The organism is Nitrobacter sp. 62-13 (assembly GCF_001896955.1).
GTDB lineage: Bacteria > Pseudomonadota > Alphaproteobacteria > Rhizobiales > Xanthobacteraceae > Nitrobacter.
Window position 1 is genome coordinate 29,190 of sequence record NZ_MKRN01000180.1, and the last position, 15,247, is coordinate 44,436.

Sequence of the window (15,247 nt, forward strand, 5' to 3'; positions counted from 1 at the left end):
CTAATCAGGACGGACTGCGTGCGGTAATCCGATGGGCGTCGCGGCGTGAGAGGATCACGCACCAGGACGCGACGCCCAAAAGCATCAGGCAGATGTAGGGGCCGATCATATAGGTCCAATACGACGACCTCATGAGGATCGTGAACGCCGCCGGTGGCGCATATTCCTCCGGCTGCAATAAAACGCTGTGGAGCCATCTCGCCATTCCGAAATCGAACAGGATGCGCAAAACGATCAGCGCAATCAAAATGGCCGCAATCCTGCCCGCAAGCCCGAGACGGAGGAAACCGTCAGACGCCTCGGCTGGCGGACGGGCGCAGACCATGGCGAGGACGAGGCCGAGAGCCGTGATCGCATAGAGCGGTATTCGTCCGTCCAGCGTGCTGCTCGAGAATCCCAATCCGCCTTGGCTGGAGACGATGTAGCTGATGTCGGCAAACAGCAGCCCCGGGACGATCAGCCCGGACCAGCCGGGCAAGCCCAGCGCTCTCATCCGCCGCCAGCTTGGCCGGACCAGCGAGACAACGAGGAGGAGGAACAGTAAAAAACCGAACGGCGTAGCCGTGACGAGTGAGACGGCCTCGCCCGCCACGTCTTCAGCGCCATTGAGACGATCCAGCACATAGAGAGTGAGCGGAAGGCCGATTACGAATGTCAGAAAAATGCCGATCCTGAGAGCGACCTGCCACCCGAACGATCGGCCTGAAAGAACGGCTGTCATGATCGATGGCCCCCCGCGCCATCATCCCCTCACCGCGTCAGCTTCTTGTACTTCACGCGATGCGGAATGACGCTGTCCTGGCCGAGCCGGCGCATCTTGTCCTTCTCGTAATCCTGGAAGTTGCCCTCGAACCATTCGACGTGACTATCGTCCTCGAAGGCGAGGATATGCGTCGCGATGCGGTCGAGGAACCAGCGATCATGGCTGATGATGACGGCGCAGCCGGCGAAATCCTCCAGCGCCTCCTCCAGCGCGCGCAGCGTATCGACGTCGAGATCGTTGGTCGGCTCGTCGAGCAGCAAGACGTTGGCGCCGGATTTGAGCATCTTGGCCAGATGCACACGGTTGCGCTCGCCGCCCGAGAGCGAGCCGACCTTCTTCTGCTGGTCCGCGCCCTTGAAGTTGAACGCCGAGCAGTAGCCGCGCGAATTGACTTCCTTCTTGCCGAGCAGGATCTGGTCGTTGCCGCCGGAAATCTCCTCCCAGACGTTCTTCGAGCCGTCGAGGGCGTCGCGCGACTGATCGACGTAGCCGAGATGCACGGTCTCGCCGACAGTGATGCTGCCGGCATCCGGCTTTTCCTGACCCGTGATCATGCGGAACAGCGTGGTCTTGCCGGCGCCGTTGGGACCGATGACGCCGACGATGCCGCCCGGCGGCAGCTTGAAAGTCAGATCGTCGATCAGCAGGCGGTCGCTGAAACCTTTGGTCAGACCCTCGAAGTCGACGACGTTGTTACCGAGCCGCTCGGCCACCGGGATGATGATCTGCGCGGTCTGGCTCTGTTTCTCGCTGGCCTTGTCCAGCAGTTCCTCGTAGCGTTGATAGCGCGCCTTGGACTTGGCCTGCCGCGCCTTCGGGGAAGCCGCGATCCATTCCTGCTCGCGCGCCAGCGTCTTCTGATGCGCGGCATCCTCGCGGCCTTCCTGCTCGAGCCGCTTCTGCTTCTGCTTGAGCCACGACGAGTAATTGCCCTCGTAGGGAATGCCCTTGCCGCGATCGAGTTCGAGAATCCAGCCCGTCACGTTGTCGAGGAAGTAGCGGTCGTGGGTGACGATCAGGATCGCGCCGGGATAGTTGCGCAAGTGCCCCTCCAGCCACGACACCGACTCGGCATCGAGATGGTTGGTCGGCTCGTCCAGCAGCAATAGCTCCGGCTGGTCGAGCAGCAGGCGGCACAGCGCGACGCGGCGTCGCTCGCCGCCGGAGAGTTTCGTCACGTCGGCGTCGTCCGGCGGGCAGCGCAGCGCGTCCATCGCCTGATCGACCTTGCTGTCGAGATCCCACAGGCCTTGCGCCTCGATCTCGTCCTGCAGTTTCGTCATCTCGTCGGCGGTCTCGTCCGAATAGTTCATCGCCAGTTCGTTGTAGCGATCGAGGATCGCCTTCTGCTTGGCGACACCCTCCATGACGTTCTCGCGCACCGACTTGGCGGGATCGAGCTGCGGCTCCTGCTCGAGATAGCCGACGCGCGCGCCTTCCGCGACCCAGGCCTCCCCGGTGTAATCCTTGTCGAGACCGGCCATGATCTTCAGCAGAGTCGATTTGCCCGAGCCGTTGACGCCGAGCACGCCGATCTTGGCGTCCGGATAGAACGACAGGTGGATGTTATCCAGCACCTTCCGGTTCGGCGGATAGGTCTTGGACAAGCCCTGCATGAAGTAGACGAATTGGCGCGCCATCGTGATCCCTGAAAGCGTTGCAATTTTAGGGGGAATTTGCTGCCGCTGATGTAGCGGCGCGGAAGCCAAAGGGCAACCTTGGCTTAACCATCCGGAAAGCTTGACGAGAAGAGCATTCTTCGCGGTCTCATTCGAACTGCATTTTAATTGTATCCACCAGAGAATGGCGGGATCGGAGATCACCGCGGCCTTCGGCAGAAGTTCGCGACCAAACACGGCAGAAACGACCATGACGACCAGCGTATCGGCGTCAACCTCCGGCCAGACCGGAAAACAGGATCAGCAGCGCGCATGGCTCGATAGGATTCGCGGCTTCTGGCGCGATTTCGCTGCGACCGCTTTCAATTCCTACCGGCCCGAACTGCACTACATGCGCGGACCCGGACCCGCCTGGCACGCCAAACACGGCCAGCATCCACCGGGTGGCTCCCGATGAACCGGCTGCGCAGCCGCGATCTCGCGTCACGCAACGGCGGCGCGCGAACGAGCGCGCGCGGACCGATCGTCAACGAGGCCGCGCCGACGGCGCATTCGATCGCCGGCGCCAGACCGCACGCCGTCTCCGATAACTACCGGCGCTATTACGTCGAGATGATCGAGGACATCGCCGCGTGGCTCAAGGGCACGCAGATATCAGGGCCTCGTAGTCGATAAAACTGCCGCAGGATGAAGTCACACCTTGAGGCCGTCCCTGCGAGGGGTCCGGCTCATCCGCCGTGGGCGTCAGGCGATCTCGAAGCAGCGCGGCGGCTACCGGATCGTGACCGGCGCCGGCAGCGGGGCCACCGCGGCCGGCTGGGTTCCGGGCAGGCTCGCCGTCAGCGGCGGCTGCGGAACGGGCGCTGCATTCGGCGGCGGCTGACCCGAGGCAGGCTGGGTGGAAGCCGTCGTATCCGTGTGCGGCGGACCGCCCGGCAGCACCACGACGCGGGTGCCGACCTTGACGCGATCGAACAGGTCCGAGACATCCTCGTTGAGCATCCCGATGCAACCCGACGATACGAACTTGCCGATCGTCGAGGGCTGGTTGGTGCCGTGGATGCGATAAACGGTCGAGCCGAGATACATCGCGCGCGCGCCGAGCGGATTGCCGGGACCGCCGGCCATGAAGCGCGGCAGGTAAGGCTGGCGCTCGATCATTTCCGTCGGCGGATGCCAGTCCGGCCACTCGGCCTTGCGGCTGATCTTCTGCACGCCGGTCCAGGTGAAGCCGTCGCGGCCGACGCGCACGCCGTAGCGAATCGCGCGATTGTTACCGAGGATATAATACAGGTACGTGTTCGCCGTATCGACCACGATGGTGCCCGCCGGCTCTTTGGTCGCGAACGTGACTTCCTGACGGCGCAGTCTCGGCGCCAACTGCTTTTCGCCGCCCTGATCGGCCTCGGGCTGCTCGTCCGGCGGCAGCGCCGACAATGGAGCGGGCCTGCCGTCCGCGCCCACCGGAGCCGGCGGCGGCGCGAAACCTGCGGTCGGGCCGCCCGTCGATGCAACCGTTTCGGGCGCGCGCGTCGGATACTGGGCGGGGCCGGGCTGACCGTAACGCGGATCGTCCGGCGACATCACCGGACCCCGCGCCATGCCGCGATCCGAGTAGGACGGAGCGGAGGCGGGGCGACCATAACGCGGATCGTCGGGCGACATGATCGGACCGGGCGCGGGAAGCGCAGCGGAATCGTGCGGCGGCGGCGGCGATCGGTCCTCCGCCGAATCGAAATCAGGAAGCCCGTCGATCGCAGCCGGGCGGCCATCTTCTGGCGGGTATGAAGACTCGCCCGGGTAAGCGGAGGGCGATGCGGAATAGATCGTGCCCGGCGCGGGCGGATACCCCTGAGCGGAGGCGAGCGAAGTTCCCGCTGCGCCAGCCAGGACCGTCGCAAAAACCGTCAGAATGCGCTTGATCATCATTGCCCTTGTATAAGCCCGACAAACCACCGGATCGTTAACGGCCACTTCGCGCAGGATAGCGGCGCATTCAAGACAATTCCGACAAAAGCGTCCCGATTCGATCATAATTCCCAATTCGCCCGGGAAGCGTGACCTCTGTGCCTCACCAGTTCCGCCGCACTGGCCAAGCTGGCAGTCACCGCGGCGATTTTTGGCGCGTGGCTGGGCCAGTTGCGGTATCCTCGAAACGCTTGATTCGCTGGAACCGGCTGGCGCGCCCATCAATCAGGCGTGTATCCTGCCACGTTCCGATGACCCGATCACCGTCGCGCACCGAGCGGCGAAGGCGGACCAACACCCATGCTGCCCGGCTTCCGTTTCCTCTCCGTCGCGATCGTGCTGGCCGTCTCGATGGTGATCTTCGGTCTGGGCGCCGCAGCCCTGCTGCGGGCGACGCATGAAGAGTTCGCAAGCCTGCCTCTCAAGCAAATGCCTGAAGTCACGTTCGGATCGCGAGAGGAGACGCAACAGCCGACGCTGGCGGTGCTGCAGGTCGATACCCCCGCCGCGCCGGAGCATGCCGACGCGCCCGCCGCGGCGGCACCGGATGCGCAGCCAAACTCCACCGGCGCCGCGCCTTCCGCCGCGAATTCAGCTTCGTCCGCGACCGACAGCACCGCGTCCGCTGCTTCCCCGGCGTTGCCCGACACCGCCGCGCCGCCCGGTGCGGACACGGCGCCCTCCGCCGAAGCAGCCACCGAAAAACCATCCGAGCCGCCGCGAGTCGAGACCTCGATCGAGGCAGGCGATGCCGTCAAGCCGGATAGCGCGAACGCCGGTGCTGCAACCACCGATGTCGCCAAATCGGATGCAGCGGCGAAAACCGACACCGCAAAAACCGATGTCGCCAAATCCGACGCACCCAAAGCCGATGCAGGCGCATCCGACGTCGCCGAAACGATGACCTCGCCATTCGGAGCGCATTTCAAGCCGCCTCTGCCTGGCCGCCGTCCCACACGGATAGCGCAGGCCACCGGGAAGGCGTCGTCGGTCGCCAAGCGATCATCGGCGAAGCCGCCTGTCGTCAAGCGCGCCCGTCACCGCCATGTGATCCAGCATCCGCGTCGCGTGCGACCGGTAGCTCCGAACCCGGCCTTGCAGCCAGCATCGCCGTTCGAATGAGGGCCGTTCAGGCGGGGCCGGTCGCGATCGGCGGGCCATCGCGCAATCCCCACTCCGACCACGACCCATCGTAGAGCGCGGAGCCGCGAACGCCGAGGCGATAAAGCGCGAGCGTGAGAACCACGGCTGACACGCCGGAGCCGCAAGTCGTAACGACAGGTTTCGCGAGATCGACACCGGCGCCGGCAAAGGCGGCGCGCAACTCGTCGAGCGGCTTCATGGTGCCGGTCTCGGCATCGAACAGCGCGCCATACGGCAGGTTGCGACTGCCGGGGATGTGCCCCGAACGCAAACCCGGCCTCGGCTCCGCCGCGCTGCCCTCGAAGCGATTGACGGCGCGCGCATCGACGAGCTGCTCGCGGCGCGATGACAGGTTATCCACGAGCTGCGCCTTGCTGCGCACGCGGGCAGGATCGAACGCCGCCGTGAATTTGCCCGGCTTCGGCGACGCCGCGCCGGATTGAACGGGGCGGCCTTCCGCGCGCCATTTCTTCAGGCCGCCGTCGAGCACACGGACATCGCCGTGGCCGAAAGAGAGAAACATCCACCATGCCCTGGGAGCGGCGACCCAGCCGCCGGAATCATAAATCACAACCGTATCGCCGGAAGAAATCCCGAGCGCGCCGACATCACGCGCGAACTGCGCGGCATCCGGATACATATGCGGCAACGGCGAGGCGCGATCGGCCACCGCATCGACATCGAAAAACACCGCGTCGGGAATATGCGCGGCGAGAAAATCATCGACCGGCAGCGGCAGAACGCCGGGCATCTTGAACGAGGCGTCAACGACCTTGAGCCCGGCATCACCCAAATGCGCGGCCAGCCATTCGGTGGAAACGAGGGGATCGTCGGCGGTGGAGGTCATGGTCAGTATTCCGCTTGCATGTCATTGCCGGACATTACCGGTTGAAGAACGGCGTGGCTTCCGCTTGTCTTATGCCCGGCGATCCATCTTCTTCCCGAAAGATCGACACGCGGGTCTCAGGCGGGCGGAAACGGGGCTTCGCGCCCATGCCCGCATGACGAAACTATCAATCTAACCGCCGCCATGGCCGGACTTGTCACGGCCATCCACGTCTTTTGCAAGGTCAGACGACTGCAAGGCCAGACCACGAAGACGTGGATGCCCGGCACAAGGCCGGGCATGACCGGATCATCTCACGCCTTCGCCTGCGGCTCGACAGTCTCGACCGCTCCCCCCTCATCGCGCCAAGCCTTGAAGCCGCCGCCGAGATGCGCGACCGGCTTCATGCCCATGTCCTGCGCGGTCTTCGCCGCCAGCGCCGAACGCCAGCCCGAAGCGCAGTGAAAGATGAACTTCTTGTTCTCCTGGAAGATCGGTTTCGCATAGGGACTTGCAGGATCGATCCAGAATTCAAGCATGCCGCGCGGACAGAAAAACGAGCCGGGAATCCTGCCTTCCCGCTCGAGCTCGCGCGGATCGCGGATGTCGACGAGAACGGCATCGCCGCGTTCGACAGCCGCCTTGACGTCCGCCACGCTCATGGTCTCGATTTCCTTGTTCGCGTCCTCGAGCAACGACTTGATGCCGCGCGTGATCGTCTGGGTCATTTTTACCTCCGGCCTTTCCTTTCCCCGTGGCACGGGGAAAGCTCGGATTGGACAAACGATGCGAAGCATCCTCGCACAATCGGCGTGAACGGCAAATCATGCTTAACGCAATGCTCCTCCCCGAATGTAAAGTAACCGCAACAAGCGATCTCCTGGACCCGTCGGCTTTTTCATCTAGAATTGATCTGCTGCCCGGCCTATTGCCAAACGCGATATAAGCAGGCGAACATCAAGGAAATGCCGATGAGAGCGGCATTTCAGGAGGAGCGATTTATGGGCGTTATCGTGTGGTTGATCGTCGGCGCGATCGCGGGATGGCTGGCCGGCCTGATCGTGAAAGGTGGAGGCTTCGGGCTGATCGGAAACATCGTCATCGGCATCATCGGCGCAATCGTCGCCGGCTGGATTTTGCCGCTGTTCGGAGTCCTGATCGGCGGCGGCTTCTTCGCCCAGATCATCAACGCGGCCATCGGCGCCATCATCGTTCTCCTGGTCGTGGCGTTCATCAAACGCGCCTGACGTCAACCTCGCATTCGCCAAACGGCCGCCGACAACGGCGGCCGTTTTCCGGTGTGAGGTCCCCGACTTAAAACGACAGACGCAAGCCGCTTTTCAACAACGCGCGCCAGCACCAACGCGCCTCTCCTCAGGATCGAGGAGCGACCGACGCGCTGCTGTCGCTCTCAACCTCTGCGCCGCAGTGCGATCATCATCCGTTGATCCTTGACGTAACCCAGCGGCACGCCAAGGCGCTTGACCGTTGCAACCACCTTGCCTCGGCTGTTCAGATCGCAGTTCATGTGGGTCGGCGCGATGAAAAAATCGGCGGTTTCCCAAACCTTCGCCCAGTGCAGGTGGGATCTGGCCTTCTTCAGGAACGCCGCACGCTCGCCGCAGAACGCCACGGTGTAGACATGATGCGCGTCGCGGCTCATAAGCGGCTCGGTTTTGGCGAGATAGGCTTCCAGCCCGTCGACCGCTTCGGGCATGATCGTCGCCCAATAATCCGTCGCATAGAGCCGCGATGCGCCCGCGAGCCCGCCCACAAGCGGGTTATAGACAACGTATTCATAGGGGTGCAGCCGGTAGAGCGTGAGCGCGTTCCAGGAAAACCCGGCGGCGATCACCGCCAGCAGTGCCGCCGCAACCGGCCGCTGCCAAGCCGCGGCTCGCGCGACCACCGCATCCAGCCCGACCCCGGCCAGCACGGCCATCGGCGGCAGCACGAACAGGAAGTGACGCAGGCCGCAAAATGCGGGGCCATGCGCGATCGCCTCGCAGAGCAGCGGGAAGAAGGCCGCGAACGTGATTAACGCGACGTCGCGGCGGCGGCGGCCCGATGCCGCTTCCTGCGCGCGAGCAGGAACAGCCGCGAACATCAGCGCCAGCGCCGTTCCTGCCAGCATCAACAACGGCACCTTGATGAGAAGATAGACCGGCACGTACCAGCGCGGCACCGTGGCCATGCGATAGATGTGTCCATCCAGTACCGTGGGGATGTCGTAGCCGAAATCGCCGAAGCTGATGAGCCCGCGGATCGGATTGAGCGGCGCCAGCGCCGACCACGGCCAGGCGACGATCATGATCGCGTAGGCGATCATGAAGGCTGGCATGAATCGCAGCAGCGATGCGGCCATGAACGATATCGCGTCACGGGGCGTGTGGACGCAATGCGCGGGCGCATTGAGCGCGATCGCGACGGGGACATAGCAGACCAGCAGGAGCGCCAGCACCTTGATGCCGAGTGCCGCGCCTGTCAGCATGCCGAAGCCGACGAGATGACGAAGCTGCGGACGCGGCAGGTCGCGGGCAACCTGCGCCAGGAAGTAGATCGCGCCGGCCATCGCCGCGGCGAGCGGAATATCCTTGGTGTGGTGAAACATGGTGCCGTACCACGATCCGCACACCGCCAGCGCCACGCCTGCCAGAAATCCGGCGCGGGGGCCGGCGATCAACCGTGCGGTGGCGAGCGCCGCACCGAGTCCGCCGACACCGATGGCGGCGCTCATCAGGTGCCGCAGATCAAAGACATCGAGGGAAACAATGTGGCCAAGCAGGACTGCGAGGGAATCGAACAGCCCGCCGTAGAGGTAGAGATTATACAGCGCGAAGAGCGAGCGATCGGCGAAGCCGCTGCGATAGTAGGCGACGATCAGTTCGCCATAGCGATGCTGGATCCATTCATCGTTGGTGACCGCATAGCCGCGGAACGTGGTCAGGACGAGGATCGCCAGAATGGCAAGCAGGGCGAGCGAAGCGAGGTCGTACAAATCCCGCCCGGCGATCATGCGCAATCCATGCGGCGCCCTTGATCGGTTGCCGGGTGGGGCGAGCGACCGCTCGATATTCCCCGCCAGGTCGCGGGCCACTTCAATCATGACGGAGAATCCTGCTGCACCGTCGCGCTAGAGTCCGTTTCAACTGCGTTGAACCAGACTCGTCGCTTATCCTTTTGTTTGAGCGCGATCTTTTCCGAAAACCGGCTTCCACTTTTCGGGATCATGCTCTGATGCGGCGACTGACGATTTCACCGCGCCCCGGCCCACGCAGGCGTTGCTTTTGCCCGGACCAGGCAATTTTGGCAAGCGGCATGGAACGAGCCGCAGCCGACAAGGACACGCTGATGGCTTTATCGAACTCTACCGCGACGCAGGATGGAGACCCGCAGATGGCAAAGGCTCTCGAGGCCTTTCATTAAGCTCGTAGGTGAGATGCGCCTTGACCTTCGGCCACTCGGCGGGAAGGATGCTATAGACGACGGTGTCCCGCAGCCCGTTCGGCGACGTTTGATGGTTGCGCAGCGTGCCGTCCTGCCTGGCGCCGAGCCGCTCGATGCCGCGCCGGCTGACATGATTGAAAACGTGAGTGCGGAATTCCACCGCGATGCAATCCAGCTTTTCGAAAGCGTGCGTGAGCAGCAACAGCTTGCACTGGGTGTTGACAGCCGTGCGCTGCACCCGCTTCGCATACCAGGTCGAGCCGATCTCGACGCGACGGCTCGCGGCATCGACGTTCATATAGGTGGTCATGCCCGCGATTCTGCCGTCCGCGTCCCGCACGGTGAACGGCAGCATGGTGCCGGAGGCTTGCAGCGACAGCCGCCGCTCGATCTCGGCCCCCATCTTCTCCGGCACGGGAACGAAAGTGTACCAGAACTTCCAGATCTCGCCGTCCCGAACCGCCTCGACCAGAGGACTGCGATGGTCGTACGACAGCGGCTCGAGCCGCGCATGAGGCCCTTCGAGCGTGACGGGCTGTAGCCAGGACATGGTTTACTCCGCAACACGTATCGTCATCGCTATCGTCATTGCGCGATCGCGACACATCGGCAAAACCAATTTATTTCCGGCTCCGCATCCCGCCAGTCCCACGACGAGAAAAAAATGCGGATGGCCGTCCCTGCCGGAAAACCGCCTGAACTACTTTCCGCTCTCCTTTGCGTTGTCTTTTCCGCCCTCCTTTACCGGCGGCTGCGGCTGCTTCTTCCGCGCCTCCTGAAGTTCGGCCACGGTCTTCCGCAATTCCGCCACCGTGGTCTCCAGCGCCTCGATCCTCCGGTTGGCGGCATCGATCTTCTGGCCGCTGTCGGTGACAAGTCTGCTGATGGTCCCTTGCAGGAAATTCACGTTGCTCTGCAGGCAACTCGTTCGCCGCTCCATTTTCTTTTCGGCGGTACAGATCTCGATACCGGGAACGTCCTGGGCCTGGGTCGCGCCGACGCGCAGCACGCAGGCGATAGCGATCATCAGCACCCGTGAAAGGATTCGGCCGGTCATCTGCACTCCGTCATAACAATGATTCCCGATCGGCACCTTTGCAGAACGGCACGACGGGCGCGAGAGCCGTGGGGCATGATGGGGCAATGTGCGGCGAAGCGACGCCGGTCCGCGCTCCGCCATATCTGGAATGATCCATCGAATTTATGTCTTCCGGTGTCGCGATGGAACTGTTCCACCGGAACGCTACCGGACCTCGGTCACCGCGAAGCGGCGGGTCCGGGCTCGGGTTCCGATAGCGCCGCATTTGATTTCAAATCATCGCAAACGGAGTCCGCCGCGTTAGATGCAATTAACGCTGGCGACGAAAACCTTGCCGACCGTGCAGGCGCTTGTCGTCGAAGCGGGCTTATCCTCGTTTTTCATCCGAGAAACAGGCAATGGGATTCGACTGGCAAACCATATTTGGCCCGGCTCTCGCGACACTGGTGGCGATCGCGTCCATCCTTGTCGAGCGCAATGTCGGCACCATTCCGGACCCGGCGGCGCTGTATGTCTGCGTCGTCGCTTTCGCAGCATCTCTTGGAGGAACGACATCCGGCCTGGTCAGCGCCGCCATCGCCCTCGCCGCCTCCACGCCCTTCCTTGCGCACCACGGCGCCATGCAATCCGTCTATCTTCCGCGGCTGGCGCTGCTGGCCCTGACCACCGTCGGCACCGCCGTCATCATCGGGTTGCTGCGGAGACGATTGAAAGACACGCTCAGATGGCGCGAGCAGCATGCGACCGCGGCACGGCTGTCCGCCGCCCTCGACCGGATCGACATCGGCATCGTGCTGCTCGACGCGGACACGCGCGCCGAATTCATCAACCGCGCTTTCCGGAATTTTTTCTCGCTCCCGGACGAGAAGGCCGACAGCAAGCCGCCATTCATTGCGCTGATGTACCACGGACGCGACACCGGCGCGTATGAATTGCCCGAGGACGAACTCAACCATTTCATCGCCGAGCGCACCAAGATGATGCGCGCGGGCGACCAGACCCCGATCAACATCAAGCTCAGGAGCGGTGAGGTATTGCGCTTCTGCTGCACGGCGCTTCCGGACGGCGGCCGGATGCTGAGCTATACTCCGGTGACCGATCTCGTTCGTCGTACCGACGATCCGGCAGATACCGACTATTACCTGTCGCTGCGCGGCGGCGCCCATCGCTCCCTGATCAATCATCTGCGCGCGGCGGAATGATGAAGGCCAGCTCGTAAACAACAACGCACGACCTTCATCGAACGTGTTGCGGGCGACACCAGCGCTTACGGTGCCTGTGGGCTTTCGCCAGAATGCTGCCCGGCTTTTTGGGGCAACAGCAGCAGACAGACGACAATAAAGGCCACGAGAACCGCAGAGGCGGTGAAGCGGCTGAAGTCGAGCCCACCTTTGCTCAGAGGCTTGTCGAGCAGATCTCCGACGGTTGCGCCAAGCGGCCGAGTCAGGATGAAGGCAGCCCAGAACAGCAGGGTGTGCGAGATGGAGGTCCAGAAATAAGCGGCGGCGATCAGGGCCAGCCCAGCGCCGAACACAAGCGCCCCACCTTCGTAGCCAAGACCTGTGTTGTCGGCCATCCAGTCGCCGAGCGCCGTACCCAAGGTTTGCGAAAACAGGATCGCAGCCCAGTAGAAGCCCTCGACACGCGGGGTCGTCACCCTGTCGACGGAAATGGAGCCCTCGAACCGGTGCCACACATAAAGGGACATCATCAACAGCACGAACAGGATAGAAGAGCCGCCCGCATAACCGACGCCGAGCGAACGGTCCGCGAAATCCGCCATGGTGGTGCCCGCCGTCGTTGTCGCAACGATCACTGCCCAATACAAAAACGGATGAAACGAGCGCGCGCGGATTTGCGCAGCGCCCGCCGCCGCGAAAATGCCGATGAAAACAATGCTACTGACGGCGTAGCCCAGATTCATCGACATCGACACGGCATCGCCCGCTGTTTCTCCGAGGGTCGTGGCGGCGATTTTGACAATCCAGAACCCCAACGTGACAGCAGGCACCTTGTTCAGGCTAGTCGTTGCAATGCTTGTCATCACGCATCCTTGAAGGTTTGACGGGAGCTGTCGCACAGATTCTGACTAAAGCCGATGCGTGCGTGACCGGTCCGTCGCTGTCCTTGCGCCGCCACCCTCACGCAGTATCCGATTTCACCTTCATCGATTCGGGGAGTATATTTCTTCTGGATAAACTCGGCATCTTCATGACCCACCAGATCGGACAGCAGACCCAACGCCGACTCGTCTGTTCCGGATGCGGAACGGAATTCGGCTGCGACCTGTCGGGGAACTGCTGGTGCGCCGAGGAAACGGCGCGGCTGCCGATGCCGACCCGAGGTGGCGACTGCCTTTGCCGAGATTGCCTGCGAAAGGCGGCCGCGCGTTCGTCGACATCGGCGTGATCCCCTGCGTCCGCATATCCGTGAGAATGCGCCCTTTCGTGCGGACCGGACTCGTCCCATATTGCCGGCATGGCGAACACTCCCGATCCTTCGAAACGATCCGGCAAATCTCCCGGATCCAAGGTTCCGAAATCCAAGACCCCGAAATCGAAGGCGCATCGTCCCGAGGTGCAGCCGATCGGCCCGGCGCTCGCGGAATTGCTCAATCCGGCGATCAATCGTGGCGACGCCGGCGTCGGCTCCGGCACCGGCTTGCAGCCACCGCCGGACAATTCATGGGATCGCCGCTCGGGCGGCGAGGCAGCCGCGCATCGCGCGCGGAAATCGACGCGCGGCAAGAGCGACGCGACGGCGAAGCGCGATGCAGCTTCACCCTCCCCTGAAGGGGCCGAGACGAGCGAAGCTCGCTCTCTAGGGTCGCATGTCGCAGACATGCGGAGTGGGGTGACGGACAGTTCACCCCCGCCCGCCTCGCTCAGGCGCGCAAGTGCGCTGCCGGGCTCGTCGACCTCTCCCCTCAAGGGGGAGCTGAAGACAGAAAGCGGCTTCGGCGAGGCGCCGCAATCGGAATTCGCGACGCCGAACTACGGCACATCAGCGACGATCCCGACACTCGATCCGGAACTGGCGCGGCAACTCGGTCTGCCGACCGCGGAGGACGATGAAGGGGCCCCGGCGCGACCGCCGCGCAGCAAGATGGAAGGCCTCGGCGTCAAGGCGACCGCCGAATCGCTGGAGGCACTGCTGCGCGACGGCCGCCCGGAATTCAAGAAAGACGACGGCTCGCTGAAGGTCTGGACGCCACACCGGCCGCCGCGCCCGGAAAAGAGCGAAGGCGGCGTCCACTTCGAGATCAAGTCGGACTATGAGCCGAAAGGCGACCAGCCGACCGCCATCAGGGAACTGGTCGAAGGCATCAACCGCAACGACCGAACCCAGGTGCTGCTCGGCGTCACCGGCTCCGGCAAGACTTACACCATGGCCAAGGTGATCGAAGCGACGCAGCGCCCGGCGTTGATCCTTGCGCCGAACAAGACGCTGGCGGCGCAGCTCTACGGCGAGTTCAAGAATTTCTTCCCCGACAATGCGGTGGAATACTTCGTCTCGTATTACGACTACTACCAGCCGGAAGCCTACGTCCCGCGCACCGACACCTACATCGAAAAGGATTCCTCGATCAACGAGCAGATCGATCGCATGCGCCACGCCGCGACCCGCGCGCTGCTGGAGCGCGACGACGTCATCATCGTGGCTTCGGTGTCATGCATCTACGGTATCGGATCGGTGGAAACCTACACCGCGATGACGTTCGCCTTGAAACGCGGCGAGCGCGTCGATCAGCGCCAGCTCATCGCCGATCTCGTGGCGCTGCAATACAAGCGCACCTCCGCCGACTTCACCCGCGGCACTTTTCGCGTACGCGGCGACGTCATCGACATCTTCCCGGCGCACTACGAGGACCGGGCCTGGCGCGTCAACCTGTTCGGCGACGAGGTCGAGAGCATCGAGGAGTTCGATCCCCTCACCGGCCACAAGCAGGACGAACTGGACTTCATCAAGGTCTATTCCAACTCGCATTATGTGACGCCACGGCCGACTCTGGTGCAGGCGATCAAGAACATCAAGATCGAGCTGAAGCAGCGGCTCGATCAGTTGCATGCGCAGGGCCGGCTCCTCGAAGCGCAGCGACTGGAGCAGCGCACCACCTTCGACCTCGAGATGATGGAAGCGACCGGAAGCTGCGCCGGCATCGAGAACTACTCGCGCTATCTCACGGGCCGCCGCCCCGGCGAGCCGCCGCCGACACTGTTTGAATACGTGCCCGACAACGCGCTGGTGTTCGCCGACGAGAGCCACGTCAGCGTGCCGCAGATCGGCGGCATGTTCCGCGGCGACTTCCGCCGCAAGGCGACGCTCGCCGAATACGGCTTCCGCCTGCCCTCCTGCATGGACAACCGCCCGCTGCGTTTCGAGGAATGGGACATGATGCGGCCGCAGACGGTCGCGGTCTCGGCCACGCCGGCCGCATGGGA

At 63.5% G+C, this 15,247-nt stretch carries 17 protein-coding genes; 7 read left to right on the forward strand and 10 right to left on the reverse strand.

The genetic code is table 11. The annotated features are described in order from the left end of the window. Nucleotides 1-4: 4 nt before the first annotated feature. Both BGN91_RS13195 and ettA read right to left on the reverse strand, forming a co-directional pair. Complete coding sequence (locus BGN91_RS13195; protein WP_292613834.1) at nucleotides 5-721, reverse strand: hypothetical protein; 717 nt, start codon at nucleotides 719-721, stop codon at nucleotides 5-7. Nucleotides 722-750: 29 nt separating this feature from the next. Further along, nucleotides 751-2,403 (reverse strand): energy-dependent translational throttle protein EttA, encoded by a 1,653-nt coding sequence (gene ettA / locus BGN91_RS13200; protein WP_292613835.1) that lies wholly within the window; start codon nucleotides 2,401-2,403, stop codon nucleotides 751-753. 229 nt (nucleotides 2,404-2,632) lie between these two features. Here ettA and BGN91_RS13205 point away from each other — a divergent pair, with 229 nt between their 5' ends. Beyond that, on the forward strand, nucleotides 2,633-2,839 hold the full coding sequence (locus tag BGN91_RS13205) for a hypothetical protein (protein ID WP_292613837.1): 207 nt from the start codon (nucleotides 2,633-2,635) through the stop codon (nucleotides 2,837-2,839). Beyond that, nucleotides 2,836-3,057 carry a hypothetical protein gene (locus BGN91_RS13210; RefSeq protein ID WP_292613839.1) on the forward strand — a complete coding sequence of 74 codons (222 nt, stop codon included), beginning with the start codon at nucleotides 2,836-2,838 and terminating at the stop codon, nucleotides 3,055-3,057. Before BGN91_RS13205 ends, BGN91_RS13210 begins: the two co-directional genes overlap by 4 nt. Before the next feature lie 96 nt (nucleotides 3,058-3,153). Here the strand turns inward: BGN91_RS13210 and BGN91_RS13215 are convergent, their stop codons facing one another. Further along, nucleotides 3,154-4,311 (reverse strand): L,D-transpeptidase, encoded by a 1,158-nt coding sequence (locus BGN91_RS13215; protein ID WP_292613840.1) that lies wholly within the window; start codon nucleotides 4,309-4,311, stop codon nucleotides 3,154-3,156. A gap of 339 nt (nucleotides 4,312-4,650) precedes the next feature. Here BGN91_RS13215 and BGN91_RS13220 point away from each other — a divergent pair, with 339 nt between their 5' ends. Further along, complete coding sequence (locus BGN91_RS13220; RefSeq protein ID WP_292613842.1) at nucleotides 4,651-5,472, forward strand: hypothetical protein; 822 nt, start codon at nucleotides 4,651-4,653, stop codon at nucleotides 5,470-5,472. 7 nt (nucleotides 5,473-5,479) lie between these two features. Here BGN91_RS13220 and sseA read toward each other — a convergent pair whose 3' ends face one another. Next, nucleotides 5,480-6,340 carry a 3-mercaptopyruvate sulfurtransferase gene (gene sseA / locus BGN91_RS13225; protein WP_292613844.1) on the reverse strand — a complete coding sequence of 287 codons (861 nt, stop codon included), beginning with the start codon at nucleotides 6,338-6,340 and terminating at the stop codon, nucleotides 5,480-5,482. Nucleotides 6,341-6,633: 293 nt separating this feature from the next. Then, nucleotides 6,634-7,047 (reverse strand): rhodanese-like domain-containing protein, encoded by a 414-nt coding sequence (locus BGN91_RS13230; protein ID WP_292613846.1) that lies wholly within the window; start codon nucleotides 7,045-7,047, stop codon nucleotides 6,634-6,636. Nucleotides 7,048-7,320: 273 nt separating this feature from the next. Here BGN91_RS13230 and BGN91_RS13235 point away from each other — a divergent pair, with 273 nt between their 5' ends. Then, nucleotides 7,321-7,566: a GlsB/YeaQ/YmgE family stress response membrane protein gene (locus BGN91_RS13235; protein ID WP_292613857.1), complete on the forward strand. Its 246-nt coding sequence runs from the start codon at nucleotides 7,321-7,323 to the stop codon at nucleotides 7,564-7,566. 164 nt (nucleotides 7,567-7,730) lie between these two features. Here the strand turns inward: BGN91_RS13235 and BGN91_RS13240 are convergent, their stop codons facing one another. The 3 genes from BGN91_RS13240 to BGN91_RS13250 form a co-directional block, all read right to left on the reverse strand. After that, the gene (locus tag BGN91_RS13240; protein ID WP_292613848.1) at nucleotides 7,731-9,425 is read right to left on the reverse strand and encodes a glycosyltransferase family 39 protein; all 1,695 of its coding nucleotides are present in this window, start codon (nucleotides 9,423-9,425) and stop codon (nucleotides 7,731-7,733) included. Nucleotides 9,426-9,686: 261 nt separating this feature from the next. Beyond that, nucleotides 9,687-10,316, reverse strand: coding sequence for a GNAT family protein (locus BGN91_RS13245; RefSeq protein ID WP_292613850.1), 630 nt, complete (start codon nucleotides 10,314-10,316; stop codon nucleotides 9,687-9,689). A gap of 150 nt (nucleotides 10,317-10,466) precedes the next feature. After that, entirely contained in the window at nucleotides 10,467-10,793 is a 327-nt protein-coding gene (locus tag BGN91_RS13250; RefSeq protein ID WP_292613859.1) for a hypothetical protein, read from the reverse strand. A 410-nt stretch (nucleotides 10,794-11,203) separates the two neighbouring features. On the opposite strand from BGN91_RS13250, the gene BGN91_RS13255 reads away from it, so the two are divergent. Next, entirely contained in the window at nucleotides 11,204-12,007 is an 804-nt protein-coding gene (locus BGN91_RS13255) for a PAS-domain containing protein (protein ID WP_292613851.1), read from the forward strand. Between the two features lie 65 nt (nucleotides 12,008-12,072). Here the strand turns inward: BGN91_RS13255 and BGN91_RS13260 are convergent, their stop codons facing one another. Beyond that, complete coding sequence (locus BGN91_RS13260) at nucleotides 12,073-12,849, reverse strand: hypothetical protein (RefSeq protein ID WP_292613853.1); 777 nt, start codon at nucleotides 12,847-12,849, stop codon at nucleotides 12,073-12,075. After that, complete coding sequence (locus BGN91_RS13265; RefSeq protein ID WP_292613861.1) at nucleotides 12,849-13,046, reverse strand: hypothetical protein; 198 nt, start codon at nucleotides 13,044-13,046, stop codon at nucleotides 12,849-12,851. The genes BGN91_RS13260 and BGN91_RS13265 overlap by 1 nt, the downstream gene beginning before the upstream one ends. Between BGN91_RS13265 and BGN91_RS13270 the strand changes: the two genes are divergently transcribed. Beyond that, nucleotides 13,017-13,214, forward strand: coding sequence for a cysteine-rich CWC family protein (locus BGN91_RS13270; protein WP_292613860.1), 198 nt, complete (start codon nucleotides 13,017-13,019; stop codon nucleotides 13,212-13,214). The genes BGN91_RS13265 and BGN91_RS13270 overlap by 30 nt on opposite strands. Nucleotides 13,215-13,283: 69 nt before the next feature. Next, nucleotides 13,284-15,247: DEAD/DEAH box helicase family protein (locus tag BGN91_RS13275; RefSeq protein ID WP_292613854.1), on the forward strand; the 1,964-nt coding region annotated here is incomplete at its 3' end.